The organism is Tardiphaga sp. 866_E4_N1_4 (assembly GCF_052076075.1).
GTDB lineage: Bacteria > Pseudomonadota > Alphaproteobacteria > Rhizobiales > Xanthobacteraceae > Tardiphaga > Tardiphaga robiniae.
In genome coordinates this window covers 5,035,130-5,049,965 of sequence record NZ_CP197242.1, presented here as the reverse complement: position 1 = coordinate 5,049,965, position 14,836 = coordinate 5,035,130, and the positions used below count along the sequence as shown (strand labels likewise).

17 protein-coding genes are annotated in these 14,836 nt (G+C 62.8%); 10 read left to right on the top strand and 7 right to left on the bottom strand.

Annotated elements, in window-relative coordinates; all coding sequences use genetic code 11:
• Positions 1 to 125: 125 nt before the first annotated feature.
• From AB8B20_RS24320 to ispG, 3 genes are read left to right on the top strand one after another with little or no spacing between them, the layout of a single operon-like run.
• Positions 126 to 611: a Fur family transcriptional regulator gene (locus tag AB8B20_RS24320; RefSeq protein ID WP_092139844.1), complete on the top strand. Its 486-nt coding sequence runs from the start codon at positions 126 to 128 to the stop codon at positions 609 to 611.
• Between the two features lie 42 nt (positions 612 to 653).
• On the top strand, positions 654 to 1,568 hold the full coding sequence (locus AB8B20_RS24315) for a DMT family transporter (protein ID WP_439073321.1): 915 nt from the start codon (positions 654 to 656) through the stop codon (positions 1,566 to 1,568).
• A 49-nt stretch (positions 1,569 to 1,617) separates the two neighbouring features.
• Positions 1,618 to 2,901 carry a flavodoxin-dependent (E)-4-hydroxy-3-methylbut-2-enyl-diphosphate synthase gene (ispG, locus tag AB8B20_RS24310; RefSeq protein WP_089262692.1) on the top strand — a complete coding sequence of 428 codons (1,284 nt, stop codon included), beginning with the start codon at positions 1,618 to 1,620 and terminating at the stop codon, positions 2,899 to 2,901.
• A 20-nt stretch (positions 2,902 to 2,921) separates the two neighbouring features.
• Here the strand turns inward: ispG and AB8B20_RS24305 are convergent, their stop codons facing one another.
• Both AB8B20_RS24305 and AB8B20_RS24300 read right to left on the bottom strand, forming a co-directional pair.
• The gene (locus AB8B20_RS24305) at positions 2,922 to 3,227 is read right to left on the bottom strand and encodes a type II toxin-antitoxin system RelE/ParE family toxin (protein WP_439073322.1); all 306 of its coding nucleotides are present in this window, start codon (positions 3,225 to 3,227) and stop codon (positions 2,922 to 2,924) included.
• Positions 3,227 to 3,454 (bottom strand): hypothetical protein, encoded by a 228-nt coding sequence (locus AB8B20_RS24300; protein ID WP_439073323.1) that lies wholly within the window; start codon positions 3,452 to 3,454, stop codon positions 3,227 to 3,229. Before AB8B20_RS24300 ends, AB8B20_RS24305 begins: the two co-directional genes overlap by 1 nt.
• Positions 3,455 to 3,642: 188 nt before the next feature.
• On the opposite strand from AB8B20_RS24300, the gene AB8B20_RS24295 reads away from it, so the two are divergent.
• The gene (locus AB8B20_RS24295; protein ID WP_120288293.1) at positions 3,643 to 4,032 is read left to right on the top strand and encodes a hypothetical protein; all 390 of its coding nucleotides are present in this window, start codon (positions 3,643 to 3,645) and stop codon (positions 4,030 to 4,032) included.
• Between the two features lie 6 nt (positions 4,033 to 4,038).
• Here the strand turns inward: AB8B20_RS24295 and AB8B20_RS24290 are convergent, their stop codons facing one another.
• The 3 genes from AB8B20_RS24290 to AB8B20_RS24280 all read right to left on the bottom strand — a co-directional run bounded on the left by AB8B20_RS24290 (position 4,039) and on the right by AB8B20_RS24280 (position 7,449).
• Positions 4,039 to 5,643, bottom strand: a complete 1,605-nt coding sequence (locus AB8B20_RS24290; RefSeq protein WP_439073324.1) for a Na+/H+ antiporter — start codon at positions 5,641 to 5,643, stop codon at positions 4,039 to 4,041.
• 167 nt (positions 5,644 to 5,810) lie between these two features.
• Positions 5,811 to 6,509 (bottom strand): DUF1345 domain-containing protein, encoded by a 699-nt coding sequence (locus tag AB8B20_RS24285; RefSeq protein ID WP_089262695.1) that lies wholly within the window; start codon positions 6,507 to 6,509, stop codon positions 5,811 to 5,813.
• A 13-nt stretch (positions 6,510 to 6,522) separates the two neighbouring features.
• Entirely contained in the window at positions 6,523 to 7,449 is a 927-nt protein-coding gene (locus tag AB8B20_RS24280; RefSeq protein ID WP_089262697.1) for a polyprenyl synthetase family protein, read from the bottom strand.
• 168 nt (positions 7,450 to 7,617) lie between these two features.
• Between AB8B20_RS24280 and mtgA the strand changes: the two genes are divergently transcribed.
• From mtgA to AB8B20_RS24265, 3 genes are all read left to right on the top strand, one after another.
• Positions 7,618 to 8,280 carry a monofunctional biosynthetic peptidoglycan transglycosylase gene (gene mtgA / locus AB8B20_RS24275; RefSeq protein ID WP_439073325.1) on the top strand — a complete coding sequence of 221 codons (663 nt, stop codon included), beginning with the start codon at positions 7,618 to 7,620 and terminating at the stop codon, positions 8,278 to 8,280.
• A 297-nt stretch (positions 8,281 to 8,577) separates the two neighbouring features.
• A complete protein-coding gene (gene rpmF / locus AB8B20_RS24270; protein ID WP_068732923.1) occupies positions 8,578 to 8,763 on the top strand; it encodes a 50S ribosomal protein L32 in 186 nt (61 codons plus the stop codon).
• A 235-nt stretch (positions 8,764 to 8,998) separates the two neighbouring features.
• On the top strand, positions 8,999 to 9,661 hold the full coding sequence (locus tag AB8B20_RS24265) for a hypothetical protein (RefSeq protein ID WP_439073326.1): 663 nt from the start codon (positions 8,999 to 9,001) through the stop codon (positions 9,659 to 9,661).
• A 15-nt stretch (positions 9,662 to 9,676) separates the two neighbouring features.
• Here the strand turns inward: AB8B20_RS24265 and AB8B20_RS24260 are convergent, their stop codons facing one another.
• Positions 9,677 to 10,003 carry a hypothetical protein gene (locus AB8B20_RS24260; RefSeq protein ID WP_439073327.1) on the bottom strand — a complete coding sequence of 109 codons (327 nt, stop codon included), beginning with the start codon at positions 10,001 to 10,003 and terminating at the stop codon, positions 9,677 to 9,679.
• Positions 10,004 to 10,210: 207 nt separating this feature from the next.
• Between AB8B20_RS24260 and AB8B20_RS24255 the strand changes: the two genes are divergently transcribed.
• The 3 genes from AB8B20_RS24255 (at position 10,211) to AB8B20_RS24245 (ending at position 14,105) form a co-directional block, all read left to right on the top strand.
• Entirely contained in the window at positions 10,211 to 11,965 is a 1,755-nt protein-coding gene (locus AB8B20_RS24255; protein WP_439073328.1) for an EAL domain-containing protein, read from the top strand.
• Between the two features lie 174 nt (positions 11,966 to 12,139).
• Positions 12,140 to 12,505, top strand: a complete 366-nt coding sequence (locus AB8B20_RS24250; protein ID WP_439073329.1) for a DUF1304 domain-containing protein — start codon at positions 12,140 to 12,142, stop codon at positions 12,503 to 12,505.
• Positions 12,506 to 12,902: 397 nt separating this feature from the next.
• On the top strand, positions 12,903 to 14,105 hold the full coding sequence (locus tag AB8B20_RS24245) for an ABC transporter substrate-binding protein (RefSeq protein WP_231081223.1): 1,203 nt from the start codon (positions 12,903 to 12,905) through the stop codon (positions 14,103 to 14,105).
• A gap of 254 nt (positions 14,106 to 14,359) precedes the next feature.
• On the opposite strand, the gene AB8B20_RS24240 is transcribed toward AB8B20_RS24245, so the two are convergent.
• The gene (locus tag AB8B20_RS24240) at positions 14,360 to 14,722 is read right to left on the bottom strand and encodes a hypothetical protein (RefSeq protein ID WP_439073330.1); all 363 of its coding nucleotides are present in this window, start codon (positions 14,720 to 14,722) and stop codon (positions 14,360 to 14,362) included.
• Between the last annotated feature and the right edge of the window lie 114 nt (positions 14,723 to 14,836).

Sequence of the window (14,836 nt, the reverse complement as noted above, 5' to 3'; positions counted from 1 at the left end):
AATCGACCGGTCGGCGCCCCATCTGCAGGGAACGCTCGTCGTTTATCGCTGGATTTGGTGTAAGACTGGGGCCCAGCGCCAAAAAGACGGGCACAATCACAGCCAACGGGTTAAGCTACCTCCATATGGCAGTTCCGAAACCAACTTTCCCGGCTCCTGGCCACGATCACGACCGCTGTACGGCGGACGCGATGCATCATGCCGAGCATGTCTGTGCGGCCCGATCGCAAAAGCTGACCCCGATCCGCCGGCAGGTGCTTGAAGCGCTGCTCGCGAGCCATCGGCCGCTTGGGGCCTACGAGATCATCGATGAGTTGGCCAAGACCACTTCGCGTCCGGCACCCATCACCGTGTATCGCGCACTTGATTTCCTGATGGAGAACGGCCTCGTTCACCGCATCGAGAGCCGCAACGCCTTTCTGGCCTGCGCGCACGACCACGGCACGGCCTCGATGGTCGCGTTTCTGATCTGTGACCAGTGCGGGTCGGTCGGCGAAGTGCCGGCCACGAAGGTCGCGCAGAGCCTGAATGACGCCGCACGGACGACTGGCTTCGTCCCAAAACTGTCTGTTGTCGAAATCACCGGAACCTGCGCGCACTGTCAGGCGTGACGATCCCATAACAACACGGCGACAAGCCGGGTCCGAGGCTTCATGTCTGCAGAAACCATTATCAGCCCACCCGGCGGACGCGCACTCACCGCCGGCGCCATCGCCCTCGTGCTGATGCTGTGCCTGACCTGGGGCTTCAACCAGATCGCCATCAAGCTGGTGCTGCACGATATCCCGCCTTACACGCAGGCGATGCTGCGCTCGGCCGGCGCACTGCTGGTCATCCTGGCCATTGCGCGCATGCGCGGCGTCAAGCTGTTCGAACGCGACGGCACGCTGAAAGCAGGCCTGTTTGCCGGCGTGCTGTTCGGCATCGAATTCGTGCTGATCTTTCACGGCCTGCAATTCACGACGGCCTCACGGGCCGCGGTTTTCCTCTACACGATGCCGTTCTTCGTGGCCTTCGGCTCCTATCAATTCCTGGGCGAACGCCTGCGCCCGGTGCAATGGGCCGGACTCGCGGTGAGTTTTGCCGGTGTCGCCGTGGCGATCGGCGTCCCGCAGCCCGACGTCACCGCCGATGTGCTGATCGGGGATCTGATGATCGTCGCCGGTGCGGGGCTATGGGCTGCGACCACGCTGGTGGTCAAGATGACGCCACTCCTCTACGCACCGCCCGAGAAGGCACTGGGATACCAGGTCGGACTGTCTGTCCCGATTTTGGGTCTGGCGGCGCTGCTGGCGGGCGAGACCGTGACCCGGGTTCCCGGTCCGCTGGCGCTGTCCCTGCTCTCGTTTCAGGCCTTTTGGGTGGTCGGCTTCACGTTTTTGCTCTGGTTCGGGCTGATCAAGACCTATTCCGCCAGCAAATTGTCGGCTTTTACCTTCATCACCCCTTTGTTTGGCGTCGCGGCGGGCTATCTCATCATGGGCGACCATCTGACCCCCGCCTTCGGCCTCGCTGCGCTATTGGTCATCGCCGGGCTGGTTCTCGTTAACCGACCGGTCAGGGCCTAGACCACTAACGCATTGCTGGATGTCATCTAAATCTGATATTCGAGACCCCATGAACAAGATTGAAATTCCGTCTGATATCGCTGGTCCGGCGCCCCGGCACCTCACCACACAGGTCATGGTTGGCAACGTCGCTGTCGGCGGCGGCGCCCCGATCGTCGTGCAGTCGATGACCAACACTGACACGGCCGACATCCAGGGCACCATCGACCAGGTCGCAGCGCTGTCGCGCGCGGGCTCGGAAATGGTCCGCATCACCGTCGACCGCGACGAGGCTGCCGCCGCCGTTCCGCATATCCGCGAGGCGCTCGACAAGCAGGGCATCACCACGCCGCTGGTGGGCGACTTCCACTACATCGGCCACAAGCTGCTCGCCGAATATCCGGCCTGCGCCGCGGCACTCGACAAATACCGCATCAATCCCGGCAATGTCGGCTTCAAGAGCAAGCGTGACAGCCAGTTCGCCGACATCATCGAGATCGCCAACAAGAACAACAAGGCCGTCCGCATCGGCGCTAACTGGGGTTCGCTCGATCAGGAACTGCTCACCAAGCTGATGGACGAGAACGCGCTGTCCGCGAACCCGAAGGACGTCCGCGCGGTGACGCGTGAAGCGATGGTGCAGTCGGCATTGCTGTCGGCGGCCCGCGCCGAAGAACTCGGCATGCCGAAGAACAAGATGATCCTGTCCGCCAAGGTCTCGGCGGTGCAGGACCTCATCGCGGTGTATCAGACGCTCGCCTCGCGCTCCGACTATGCGATCCATCTTGGCCTGACCGAAGCCGGCATGGGCTCGAAGGGCATCGTCGCCTCCTCGGCCGCGCTGGGCATTCTGCTGCAGCAGGGCATCGGCGACACCATCCGTATCTCGTTGACGCCAGAGCCCGGCGGTGATCGCACGGTGGAAGTTCAGGTCGCGCAGGAACTGCTGCAGACTATGGGCTTCCGCACCTTCGTGCCGCTGGTTGCAGCCTGCCCCGGTTGCGGACGCACCACCTCGACCACGTTCCAGGAACTGGCGCGTTCGATCCAGGATTTCATCCGCGACTCGATGCCAGGCTGGAAGACGCAGTATCCGGGCGTCGAAAACCTCAACGTTGCGGTCATGGGCTGCATCGTCAACGGCCCCGGCGAATCCAAGCACGCCAATATCGGCATCTCACTGCCCGGCACCGGCGAAAGCCCGGCCGCTCCGGTGTTCGTCGATGGCGAGAAATTCCGCACCCTGCGCGGCCCGAGCATTGCGGCCGACTTCAAGGCGCTGGTGATCGACTATATCGATCAGCGCTACGGCGCCAACGCCAAGGCACCGGAAGTCGTGACCGCGGCCGAGTAATTCAAGCAGCTGCTCCAAAATCAGCCGGCGACCGGATCATCCGTCGCCGGCTTTTTTCGTGCCGTATGACGGACATGAAGGATCACGACTTCATCCAAGCCTTCGTCAACTGCATAGAAGATCGAAAACGGATAGCGCACGATCGGCAGCATACGGGCCTCGTCTTCGCTCGTAGCCACACCTGAGAACGGGAATTGTTCGAGTTGTGCCCAAACCCGCTCGATACGAGCCACAACGGCACGTGCAGCCGCCTCATTGCGCTCGGATATATAAAGGAAAATCTCTTCGAGTTCGATCAGGGCGGTCTTAGACCACCTGACTTTCATCAGCGAAAGCGATTGAAGAGAGCCCCAACTTCTTCTTCGCTAGCCAACTGGCCAGCTCGCATTTCAGCAAGACCGCGGAGCACGGCAGCCCGCTCTTCGTCATTCAATTGGTAGACACCGACGTGCTTTGCCTCGATCTCATTGAACGACGTCAAAAACTCTTCCTGCGCCTCTTCCGGCCAGGTGGCGACTTGTTCAAGGATGAGTTCGATATCCTGACGGGTCATCGATTATGTTTAGCACATTTTTGCTGCCATGGCGATAATTTCAATCTATGGTTTTATTTTAGGATACAGCACGTGAAGAGGCAGTCTTGCGTCTCGGCAATCGCTTATTCGGATTGGCACCCGGGCCGAACGCTACGGTCGCCGGCGCCTTTTTCATTCTTGTCTCCTCAGCCTCTTGCAACGCTCAGATGTTTGGCCTGCCTGGCCGCTTCACGCGGCCTGACATCGCGCCATCACAGCAGACGCCGCCGGCAGCGCCCCCTCAGGTGCCGAAGCGGACCGGCAACGCTGCAGCTCACTGGGGACCACTCTTCAAAGCCCAGGTGGAGCGATGCTGGAAAAAGCCCGGTGGTGGCGGCAAGGAGCCGATCGAGGCGATCTTCGTGATCAAGCTGAATCGCGATGGCATGATCGATGAGGCGCGCCCGATATCGATCACCTCGACTACGCCCTATAGCAAGGCGTATCAGATGAGTTGCATGCGTGCGCTCGAGAACTGCCAGCCCTACAGGCTTCCCGATGCCTATTACGACGAGTGGCGCTTCTTCGAGCCGGTCTTCACCGAGCGCATCCGCTGAGCGACGCTACAGCGGAATCCGTCGAAATTCCCGGTTGCTCAAGCCGGCCTCTTCCAGATCCAGATCGCGCTCGATCCGCCGCCTGCTTTCGTCGGTGATCTTGCCGTCGCGCAGTTGCGCGTGGATAAACTTGCGCTCGGCCTTGATGAGTTCGCGCACCAGATCGATGCCCACCGCCGAGACGTCGACGTCGGGATCGAGCTCGCCCGGTAACTGGTTCGACCGGCTTTCGTGGCGCGCGCGCAGCAGCTTCACGACCTCGTCGGACAGTTCGCGATCGTCGGTCATGGCATCGAGCCGCGCCAGGGCTGTGGCCAGCGCCTCACGGCGTGTCGCGAGCTCGGCCTCGTGCTCGGCGATATATTCCTCGCGGCCGATTTTGGTCACGCCGAGCCACTTCACCACGATGGGTAGGCACAGGCCGAAGCCAACCAGCGTGATGAGAATGATGTTGAAGGAGACGAACAGGATCAGGTCGCGCGACGGAAAGCCTTCGTTCGAGACCAGCGTGAATGGCAGCGCCAGCGCAGCGGCGAGCGATACGGCACCGCGCACGCCGGTGAAGGCGACGACGAAGGTCCATTGCCAGTTCGGCGCGGGATCGCGCTTGCGCAGGTCTGCGCTGAGCCAGCGCGGCACATAAATCGCCGCATAGACCCAGACAAAACGCGCCACGATGATCACGACGGTGACGAGCACCGTGGCCCACATGATCTCGGCAAACGGAAACGCCTTCGATTTCTCGATCAGCGCCCGCATCTGGAAGCCGGTCAAAAGGAAAAGCAGACCCTCGACCAGATAGATCACCAAATCCCAGAAGAAGATGCCCTGCAGACGCGTCGCCGCCGAGATCAGCAGCGGGCCGTTCCAGGAAATGTAGAGACCGCAGGCCACAGTGGCGATGATGCCGGAGCCACCGAAATGTTCGGGAATGAGATAGGCGACATAGGGCGTCAGCAGCGATAGCGTAATCTCGACCTGCGGATCGCGTGCGCGGTGACGCATGCGCAGGCTGATCCAGCCGATGGCGAGGCCGAAGACGAGTTCGCAGGCGAGAATGGCGACGAAAGTGCCCGCCGCCTTCGGCAGCGAGAACGCCCCGGTGGTGATCGCCACCACCGCAAAGCGATACAGGATCAGCGTCGTCGCATCATTGGCGAGACCCTCGCCTTCCAGCACCACAAGAATCCGGCGCGGCAGGCCGATCTTTCGCGCAATCGCCAGCGGCGCCACCACGTCCGGCGGCGCGACGATGGCGCCGAGCAGGAAGCCGACGGACCACGGCAGCCCGATCAGATAATGCGTCGCGGTGGCGACGAGGCACGCGGTGAAGATCACGCAGCCGACCGCGAGCAGCGTGATGATGCGCAGATTGGCGCGGAATTCGCGCCAGCTCATGGCGACGGAGGCCGAATAGATCAGCGGCGGCAACACACCGAGCAGCACCACGTCCGGCGGCAATTGGATCGAGGGCATGCCCGGCACGAAGGCCAGTGCAATGCCGGCCAGCAGCAGCAGGATCGCCGGGGCAATGCTGACGCGCTTGGCCAGCCACGCCGTACCTGCGAGCGCAGCGATCAAAACCAGGAAAATCTGAAATTTGGCTTCCACGCGGGCGGCATCCTTTGCGTGCCTAATTTGCCCGGATGAGAAGTGAGGTCAATGCGATCGTCATTGCGAGGAGCGAAGCGACGAAGCAATCCAGTCTTACTTCGCTTGTGGCCTTCTGGATTGCCGCGTCGCTTCGCTCCTCGCAATGACGGCGGAGAGGTCGAAGCTCAGATCGCGCTTGCCGCGATATTGACCATCAGCGCCACCAGCGCGGTGTTGAAGATGAAGGAGACGATGCCATGGGCCGTGGCGGTGCGGCGGATGCTCTTCACGGTGATGCCGACGTCGGAGACCTGCGCAGTCATGCCGATGACGAAAGAGAAATACACGAAGTCCCAATAATCGGGCTGTTCCTTCGTGTCGTCATCGCCAGACGGAAATGCCAACCCGCCGGGTTTGGCGCCGCGATAGAACTGATGGGCATAGTGCAGCGAGAAAGTCGTGTGCACCGCGGCCCAGGACGAGGCGATGGTGACGATCGCCAGCGTCAACTCCCAGCCCGTGCGATGACCCTCACCAAGTTCGAAGACAATGGCCGCGATGCTGGCGAAGGCGCCCAGCGCCGCCACCAGCAGGATGATGAAACTGCCATCGTCCTGCAAGGCGGCGTTGCGGCGGATGTGTTTCTGACCGCCGCTTGACAGCATCATGCCGTAGACCAGCATGAGATAGAACGCGATGAACACGTCCCAGCCGATCAGCAGACGCGTCACCAGCCGCAGCGACGACGGCAGGACGAAAAAGGCGACGATGCCGATCAGAAGCGCCAGAAACGTGCGCGGTCGCCCATAGACGACGCGGAGCGGCGCCGGCATCTTGCGAAAACGGACAAGGAGCTCATCGAGATCCTTGCCCGTCTCCGACATGATCAGGGCTTCCTTAGTTCTTGCGCTCGGCCACGAAGCGGGCGGCGGCGCGCAGCACGTCGCCCTTGGCGCCGAAGATCGACAGCGATGCGTCGGCGGTGGCGATCAGATCGGCGACACGCTTCTTGGCGCCCTCGACGCCGAGCTGGGTGACGAACGTCGTCTTGTTCAGCGCGGCATCGGCGCCCGCGGGCTTGCCGAGCGCAGCGGCGTCGCCTTCGACGTCGAGCAAATCATCGGCGATCTGGAAGGCTTCGCCGAGCGCGCGGCCGTAATCGTCGAGCGCCTTGTATTCCTTCTGCGTGGCCTGGCCGAGCAGCGCGCCGGCGATGACGCCGTAACGCAGCAGCGCACCGGTCTTCATCTGCTGCACACGTGCAACGTCGACCGGACCCTTGTCGCCGAAGCGGCCTTCGCCGGCGAGATCGAGCATCTGGCCGCCGACCATACCACCGAGACCGGCGCAGCGCGCCAGCGCGCGAGTCAGCAGCAGGCGCACCGTCGCATCCGAATGGATCTCGTCGCGGGTGACAATGTCGAAAGCCAGCGTCAGCAGCGCGTCGCCGGCGAGGATTGCGGTGGCATCGTCGGTCGCCTTGTGCAGGGTCGGGCGGCCGCGGCGCAGGTCGCTGTTGTCCATCGCCGGTAGATCGTCGTGGATCAGCGAATAGCAGTGGATGCATTCGAGGGCGGCGCCAACCAGCAGCGCCTGCTCGCGATGCACGCCGAATACCGCCGCGCTCTCCACCACCAGGAACGGACGCAGCCGCTTGCCGCCGCCGAGCGAGGAGTAACGCATCGCATCCATCAGCCGCTTCGGCCGGGCGATTTCATCGGGTAACACGCCATCGGCGAGCACTTTGGTCAGTACGGCTTCGGTATCGTCCGCGGTCTGGTCCAGGCGCGAGGCAAAATCTTTGGTGGAAGCACCGGTCGACATTAAGAATAGCTCCAGAACAATTTGGCCGGACAATCCTCTATGGCAAAGGCCACGTCAATTGCGCCTGCGGCGTCCCGCCGCGATTGGTCGCGGCAAGCTTAACCGGCTTGAAAAGAGCGGGGAAAGCCCGCTTTATCAGCGGCATAGCTCCGACCGGGAACGCCCCTCTTGCGCCTTATCCGCCGCCTCATCCTGATCGGAATCCTGCTCCTCGCATTGCCCTATCTGCTGACGCCGCTTTATGCCGTCGGCCGGCCGATTTCGGCGCTGATGGCCTGGCGCTGGATCACCGGTTCCCCCGTGGAGCGGACCTGGGTTGACCTCAAGGCCATGTCGCCGGCCCTGCCGCGCAGCGTGGTCGCGTCCGAAGACGCCAAATTCTGCAGCCATCGCGGCATCGACTGGAATTCCCTGCAAAACGCCATCGAGGACGCCCAGGACGGCGAAGTCTCCGGCGGCGGTTCCACCATCACCCAGCAGGTGGCAAAGAACCTGTTCCTGTGGTCGGGCCGCAGCGTGATCCGCAAGGGCCTCGAAATCCCGCTGGCCATATGGGTCGATCTGATGCTGTCCAAGCAGCGGATCCTGGAAATCTACCTGAATATCGCCGAAATGGGCCCATCCGGGCAGTTTGGCGCCCAGGCCGGCGCCGAATATGCCTTCAATCGGCCGGCCCCGAACCTGTCGGCCCGCGAAGCCGCGCTCCTGGCGGCGATCCTGCCCAATCCGGTCACCCGCAGCGCCCGGACGCCGGGGCCGGGGGTGCGGCGGCTGTCGGGAACCTATATGGCACGGGCGCAGGCCGCGGAGTTACAGCGGTGCTGGAACTAGGCTGTCATTCCGGGGCGCGGCCGGCCCGGCCGGACGCGAACCCGGAATCCCGATATGTTCAAAACACTTCGAGGTTCCGGGCCCATGCCCGTCGGCTTTGCCGCCGGTCCTGTCCCGGAACGACGAGTTCGGGGCCCCATTTGCCGTAAAATTCCCGCGGCCCCGCCCTAGCCATCGCGTCGTCATTCCGTTATAAGCCCGGCCTTATCAGCGATTTTGCCCGCGCGTTCTGTGCTGGCCGCCTGTCACCGGGCGCCGATCGAAACCATCTGCCAAGAACCTGCAAGGACTTTTCCTATGGCCGTTCCGAGAAGAAAAACATCGCCGTCGCGGCGTGGCATGCGTCGTTCGGCTGACGCGCTCAAGACCCCGACCTATGTCGAGGACAAGGACTCCGGCGAACTGCGCCGTCCGCACCACCTCGACCTGAAGACCGGCATGTACAAGGGTCGTCAGGTTCTGAAGGTGAAGAAAGAATCCTGACCACTGGATGGAGGGCAGCGCCGCGTCAGGTGGCGCCGCCTTCGCTCGTCCACGTAAGGTCCGGGTCAGGCGGGTCGAAGCGCCAGCGGGCAAGCCGAGAAAGCTGTTCAGACTATAATTCTGAACTGGTCTTCCGCCCGAATTCGCTCCAACTCTGGAGCTAATGCGTTGTCCCGGTGATGTCCTGCATCGCCCACATACGTTCTGGTTCTCTCGCTCGCAAAGAAGGCCTTCGATGGCGTCGATCGGTTTCCCGCTGCTGCTGATTCCGGTGGCGATCTGCAACATCATCGCCTTCCTGATGCCCGACCTCGCGCTGTCGGGCCCGATCCCCCTCTTCCCGATCACGCTGATGTCGAAAGACATCTGGATGGTGACGCTCAACGACCTGCTCGTTGCGCTCAGCATTCTCTTGCTGTGGCTCGAAGTGATGCGCGCCGCGCGCCCGGCGCCGAAATATTTCACCGATCATTTCCTGTCGCTGCTGGTGTTCGGCGCGGCAGCTACTGAATTCGTGATGCTGCCGAAATTCGGCAATGCGACCTTCTTCCTGATCACCCTGACAGCGATGGTGGATTTCCTCGCCGGCATCTCGCTCCGCGCCCGCCGTCCGCGCCGCGCCGCCGCGCCGGTCTATGCACCGGAGCCGGCACCGCGTTATGAGCCCGCGCCAGCCCCGGTCGCTCCGACGCATCCGCCCGCTCCCGTTCCGGCCGCGACGTCAGTTGCCGAAGCCGTGTTGACCGATCGCCCGGAGCCGAAGGTCGAACGGATCGAGCCGAAACTTGAACCGACCCCGGTCCCGCCGGAAGTCGTGGCGCATACGTCGCCGCAAATCACGTCGCCGGATTTGCAGCCGGGTGGCGTCGCGTCGCCTGACGACAAGCCGAAGACGTAAGCGGAGAGTGCCGAGTCAGGCCATACGCTGCGTGCGGTTGATCGCCGATCCCGCAACATACATATTTGCCACCGACCGGTAGGCCGCCTCGACATCGGCCACATCCGCGCGGCGCAGCTCGCGGGTTTGCGGCGCCTGCTCGGCGGTCGCGATCAGATGTGCGATGAAAGATGCATCGGGCCGCGCCACGCGCGACGACACCGGGTTGGTATGCTGCACCGGCTCAAGCCGCGTCAGCGCCACGGCCTCCACGATGACCGACTCTTTCTCGACCACGAAATCGCCGGCGCGCCGCATGGGCTGCGGCGTCGTGGCGTAAGCGCGGGTCGCGGAAATCGACATCGTTAACAGTGCTCGCGTCTCAATTCGGGACGAGGGTTGCCCCTCCACCCTCTGCGTCGCAAGGGTCGTGCCGCGGCCCTCCACAGATCAGATCGGGGCCTCATCAGCTTTGCGAAGGCCTGCCCGGCTACACTTTCTTAAGTCTTTAGGAACTTTGACTAACGATTGTAGCGATCTGAGCCGTATTGTCGGGGGGCGAATCACCCGATGACGTCCCAAAACGAGGCGACTTTGACATCCGCTGTTTCCCAGAGTGCCGATTCTTCCTTGCAGGCAGGTCGCACTTCCGAGCCGCAGGCAGCAGAGATTCTGGCCGCACTCGGCCAGGCCGCCTTCATCTGGGACATCGCCAGCGACCGGATCACCTGGACCGACCAGGCTAGCGCGATCTTCACCGACATTCCCGCTGCGACCATCGCCAGCGGCGCCGAGCTGGCGACTCTCATTGAGCCGCAGCGTGGCATTCGCACCGAGGCACTGGCCAAGGCACTCGCTTCCGGCGGCGGCACCTACCGGATCGAATACGGACTACGCGCCTCGACCGCTGCCGCCGTGCTGTGGATCGAGGAGAGCGGCAATTGCCGTGCCGATGCCGCGGGCAAGGCAATACGCGTCGAGGGCGTCGTCCGCATCGACAACGAACGCCATGCCCGCGACGAACAACTGCTGAAACTGGCGCAGCACGATCCCGTCACCGGCGAACTCAATCGTGCGCATCTTCTGGCATCCCTCGCCGAAGCCATCGAGGAAGCCACCCGCTTCCGCTCGTCCTTTGCCTTCATGCTGATCGGCATCGATCATCTGGCCCGGATCAACGACGCCTTCGGCTTCGATATCGCCGACGAAGTGATCGTCGAGATCGCCAGGCGGATTCGCGCGCGGCTGCGCGGCGGCGACGTGATGGGCCGCTTCTCCGGCAACAAGTTCGGCCTGATCCTGAAGAACTGCACTGTTGACGATGCCACCATCGCCGCCGAGCGCTTTCTGGTCGGCATCCGCGACGACGTCATCCCGACACAGTCCGGCCCGGTCTCGGTGACCGCCACCATCGGCGCCGTCAGCGTTCCCCGCTATGCGCAGAACGTCAACGAAGCCGTCAACCGCGCGCAGGAAACCCTGAACGGCGCCAAGCGCCGCCGCCACGGCAGCTTTGCTTTGTGGCGGCCGAACGTGGAACGCGATGCGCAGCGCCGCGTCAATATCCGCGTCACCGACGAGATCGTGACTGCGCTGAACGAGCGCCGCATCGTCACGGCCTTCGAACCCGTGATGCATGCCGACAGCCGTACCCCCGCCTTCTATGAAGCGCTGGTGCGCATGAAGCAGGATGACGGGCAGTTGCTGCTGGCGCCGGATATCGTGCCGGTGGCCGAGAAACTGGGGCTGATCCGGCTGGTCGATCACCGCGTGCTCGAACTTGTCGTCGCCGAGCTGGCCGCCGCACCGGATGTGCAGCTCTCGCTGAACATCTCGCCGGATACGACAATGGATCCGGACTGGTGGACCTCCATCGAGTCGATGATGGCGGCGCATCCCGGCGTCGCGCAGCGGCTGATCGTCGAGATCACCGAGACCGTGGCCATCCAGGACCTCGACGACGTCCGCGGCTTTGTCACGCGGCTGAAGAATTTCGGCAGCCGCATCGCCATCGACGATTTCGGCGCCGGCTACACCTCGTTCCGCAACCTGCGCAAGCTCGGCGTGGATATCGTCAAGATCGACGGCGCCTTCGTGCAGAACATCGCGCATTCCGCCGACGACCGCGCTTTCGTGCAGACCCTGATCGATCTTTGCCACCGGCTCGGCATCAAGACCGTTGCCGAATGGGTGCAGGACGAGGAGTCCGGCCTGATGCTGCGCGACTGGGGCTGCGACTACATTCAGGGTCGCCTCACCGGCCTCGCATCATCCGCGCGTCCGTGGCTGGACCCGGCATCGCTGCCGAAGCCGGCGGTGGGATAGTTCACGCGTCATTCCGGGGCGAACGCAGCGTTAGCGGCGGGCGAACCTTAGCCACTCCAATGGGAGTGGTGGGGAATCCCGATATAGTATGAACACATTGAGATTCCGGGTTCGGTCCCGTCGCCTTCGGCGCCGGCCCGCCCCCGAATGACAGCTTTTTTATGGGGCCTCATCATGAACTTCATCGGTAATCTTCTGACCGCGCTGGTCGCGGCGCTGCACATCTATTTTCTCGTGCTGGAAATGTTTCTCTGGCAGAAGCCGCAGGGCCTGAAGACCTTCAAAAATACGCCGGAGAAGGCCGAGATCACCGCGGTGCTCGCGGCCAATCAGGGCCTCTATAACGGCTTCCTCGCCGCCGGTCTGATCTGGGGCCTGCTGCATTCAGCGCCCGCCTTCGCATTCCAGATCAAGGCGTTCTTTCTGCTGTGCGTGATCGTCGCCGGTGCTTATGGCGCAGCAACGGTGAGCAAGCGTATTCTTTATGTGCAGGCTGCACCGGCCGCGCTGGCGCTGATCGTATTGTGGCTGGCAAGTTAGCCCGGAGCGCCGCGCGGCTCCTTCTCCCCGCTTGCGGGGAGAAGGGTGGGATGAGGGGCAAGGCACGCGGCCGGCGACAAACGCACGCCCTCGAATCGCACTGATCGTCCGAACCACGCCTACCGAATTTGCATCAAGATCGGCGCTCCGCCCCTCACCCGCCGCGAAGACGCGGCGACCTCTCCCCGCCTAGCGAAGCTTCGCTTCGCCGGGAGCGGGGAGAGGTGAGGGAAAGTGCCCATCTCCTCGCCTTGCCAACTCAAAATCCTTGCCTCACACTCCCCGATAACGACGGCGCCCACACGGGAACGACTGTCGAATGACATATCATCAGGGAGGCAACGACATGAGAACTTCGCTTCTTCATCGCTTCGCCACGACGGCTAAATTTGTCGGGATGGCGGCGATTGCGCTCACGGCCACATCCGCCGCGATCAATCCGGCATCCGCGCAGAAGAAATACGATCCCGGCGCCACCGATACGGAGATCAAGATCGGCCAGACCGTGCCGTTCTCCGGCCCCGCCTCGGCCTATTCGTCGATCGCCAAGACGCAGCTCGCTTATTTCAAGATGGTCAACGACCAGGGCGGCGTCAACGGCCGCAAGATCAACCTGATCCAGTATGACGACGCCTATTCGCCGCCCAAGGCCGTGGAGCAGGTGCGCAAGCTGGTGGAGTCCGATGAAGTTTTGCTGACCTTCCAGATCATCGGCACGCCGTCCAATGCGGGCGTGCAGAAATATCTGAACCAGAAGCAGGTGCCGCAGCTGTTCGCGGCCACCGGCGCCACGCGCTTTACCGATCCGAAGAACTTCCCCTGGACCATGGGCTATAATCCCAACTACCAGACCGAAGGCCGGATCTACGCCAAATACATCCTGAAGAACCATCCGACCGCCAAGATCGCCATCCTCTGGCAGAACGACGATCTCGGCCGCGACTATCTCACCGGCATGAAGGCCGGGCTCGGCGACAAGGCCGCGTCGATGATCGTCTCGGAGGCGTCCTATGAACTGGCCGACCCGACCATCGACTCGCAGATCGTCAAGCTGAAGTCATCCGGCGCCGACCTCTTGTTCAACGCCTCGACGCCGAAATTCGCCGCCCAGGCGATCAAGAAGGTGGCTGATCTCGGCTGGAAGCCGATCCACATCGTCGACATCAATGCGACCTCGGTGGGCGCGGTGCTGGTGCCTGCGGGGCTGGACAATTCCAAGGGCCTCATCTCGACCAATTACGGCAAGGACCCGCTGGACCCGCAGTGGAAGGATGACGAGGGCATGAAGCGCTACATGGCCTTCATGGACAAATATTATCCCGACGGCGACAAGAACTCGAACTTCAACACCTATGGCTACGGCAATGCCCAGCTCATGGTGGAAGTGCTGAAGCGCTGCGGCGACGACCTCACCCGCGCCAATGTGATGAAGCAGGCCAGCAGCATTTCGGGCTTCAAGACCGATCTCGGCCTGCCCGGCATGAGCCTCTCCACCTCGCCCACCGACTACCGCGTCAACAAGCAGCTGCAGATGCAGCGCTTCAACGGCGAGCGCTGGGAACTGTTCGGCCCGATCATCGAGGATGACTCGGCGGGCTAGGCTGCAAACGACAAAGCCACGCGCGGGTATCCCTGCGCGTGGCTTTGCATTTGTGCGTGGCTTCAACCTTCGCTGACGCGCTCAACACTCCCACCACGTCATGCCCGGGCAAAGCGCGAAGCGCGGCTTCGCCAGATGACCCGGGCATCCAGCTTCAACAAAGCGTACGGCAAAGATGGATGGCCGGATCAAGTCCGGCCATGACACCCGAGAGTGTAGCGACGTCTGGTACAAGCCACGTCAGCGAGCACCACTTACGCCGTCTTCGCGAACATCGTCAGCACACCATCGGCGATATTGATCGCCACCACCTGCGCTGAACTCATGCCCTTTTCCTTGAGCGCATTGGCGGCCGCCGGCGAGGCGTCGATCGAGGCGCGCAGCGCCTTCAGATCCTCCTCGCTGGATTTCGACACGACCTCCTCGACCTGCTTCTTCACCGCCTCCGGCAATTGCTTCACATCCACCACCTGGATGCTGGAGATCTTGGCACTGGTCTGCCCGCCGGACTTGGCCGGCGCTTTTTCGGCCTGGGACGCCGCTCCCTGTGCGAGCACGAAACCCGGCGTGCCGAGCGAGAGAATGGCCACGAGGGCCGTCGCTGTCATAATGCGCATGGTCGTTCCTTTCCGGTTGGAAGGGGCGAAGCATTAGCGGGGAAGTGTGCGGAAGGTCTGGAGTGGATGTGGTGGTTTGGTGAGATCAATGCGGCGACAGGATGATTCGATCTG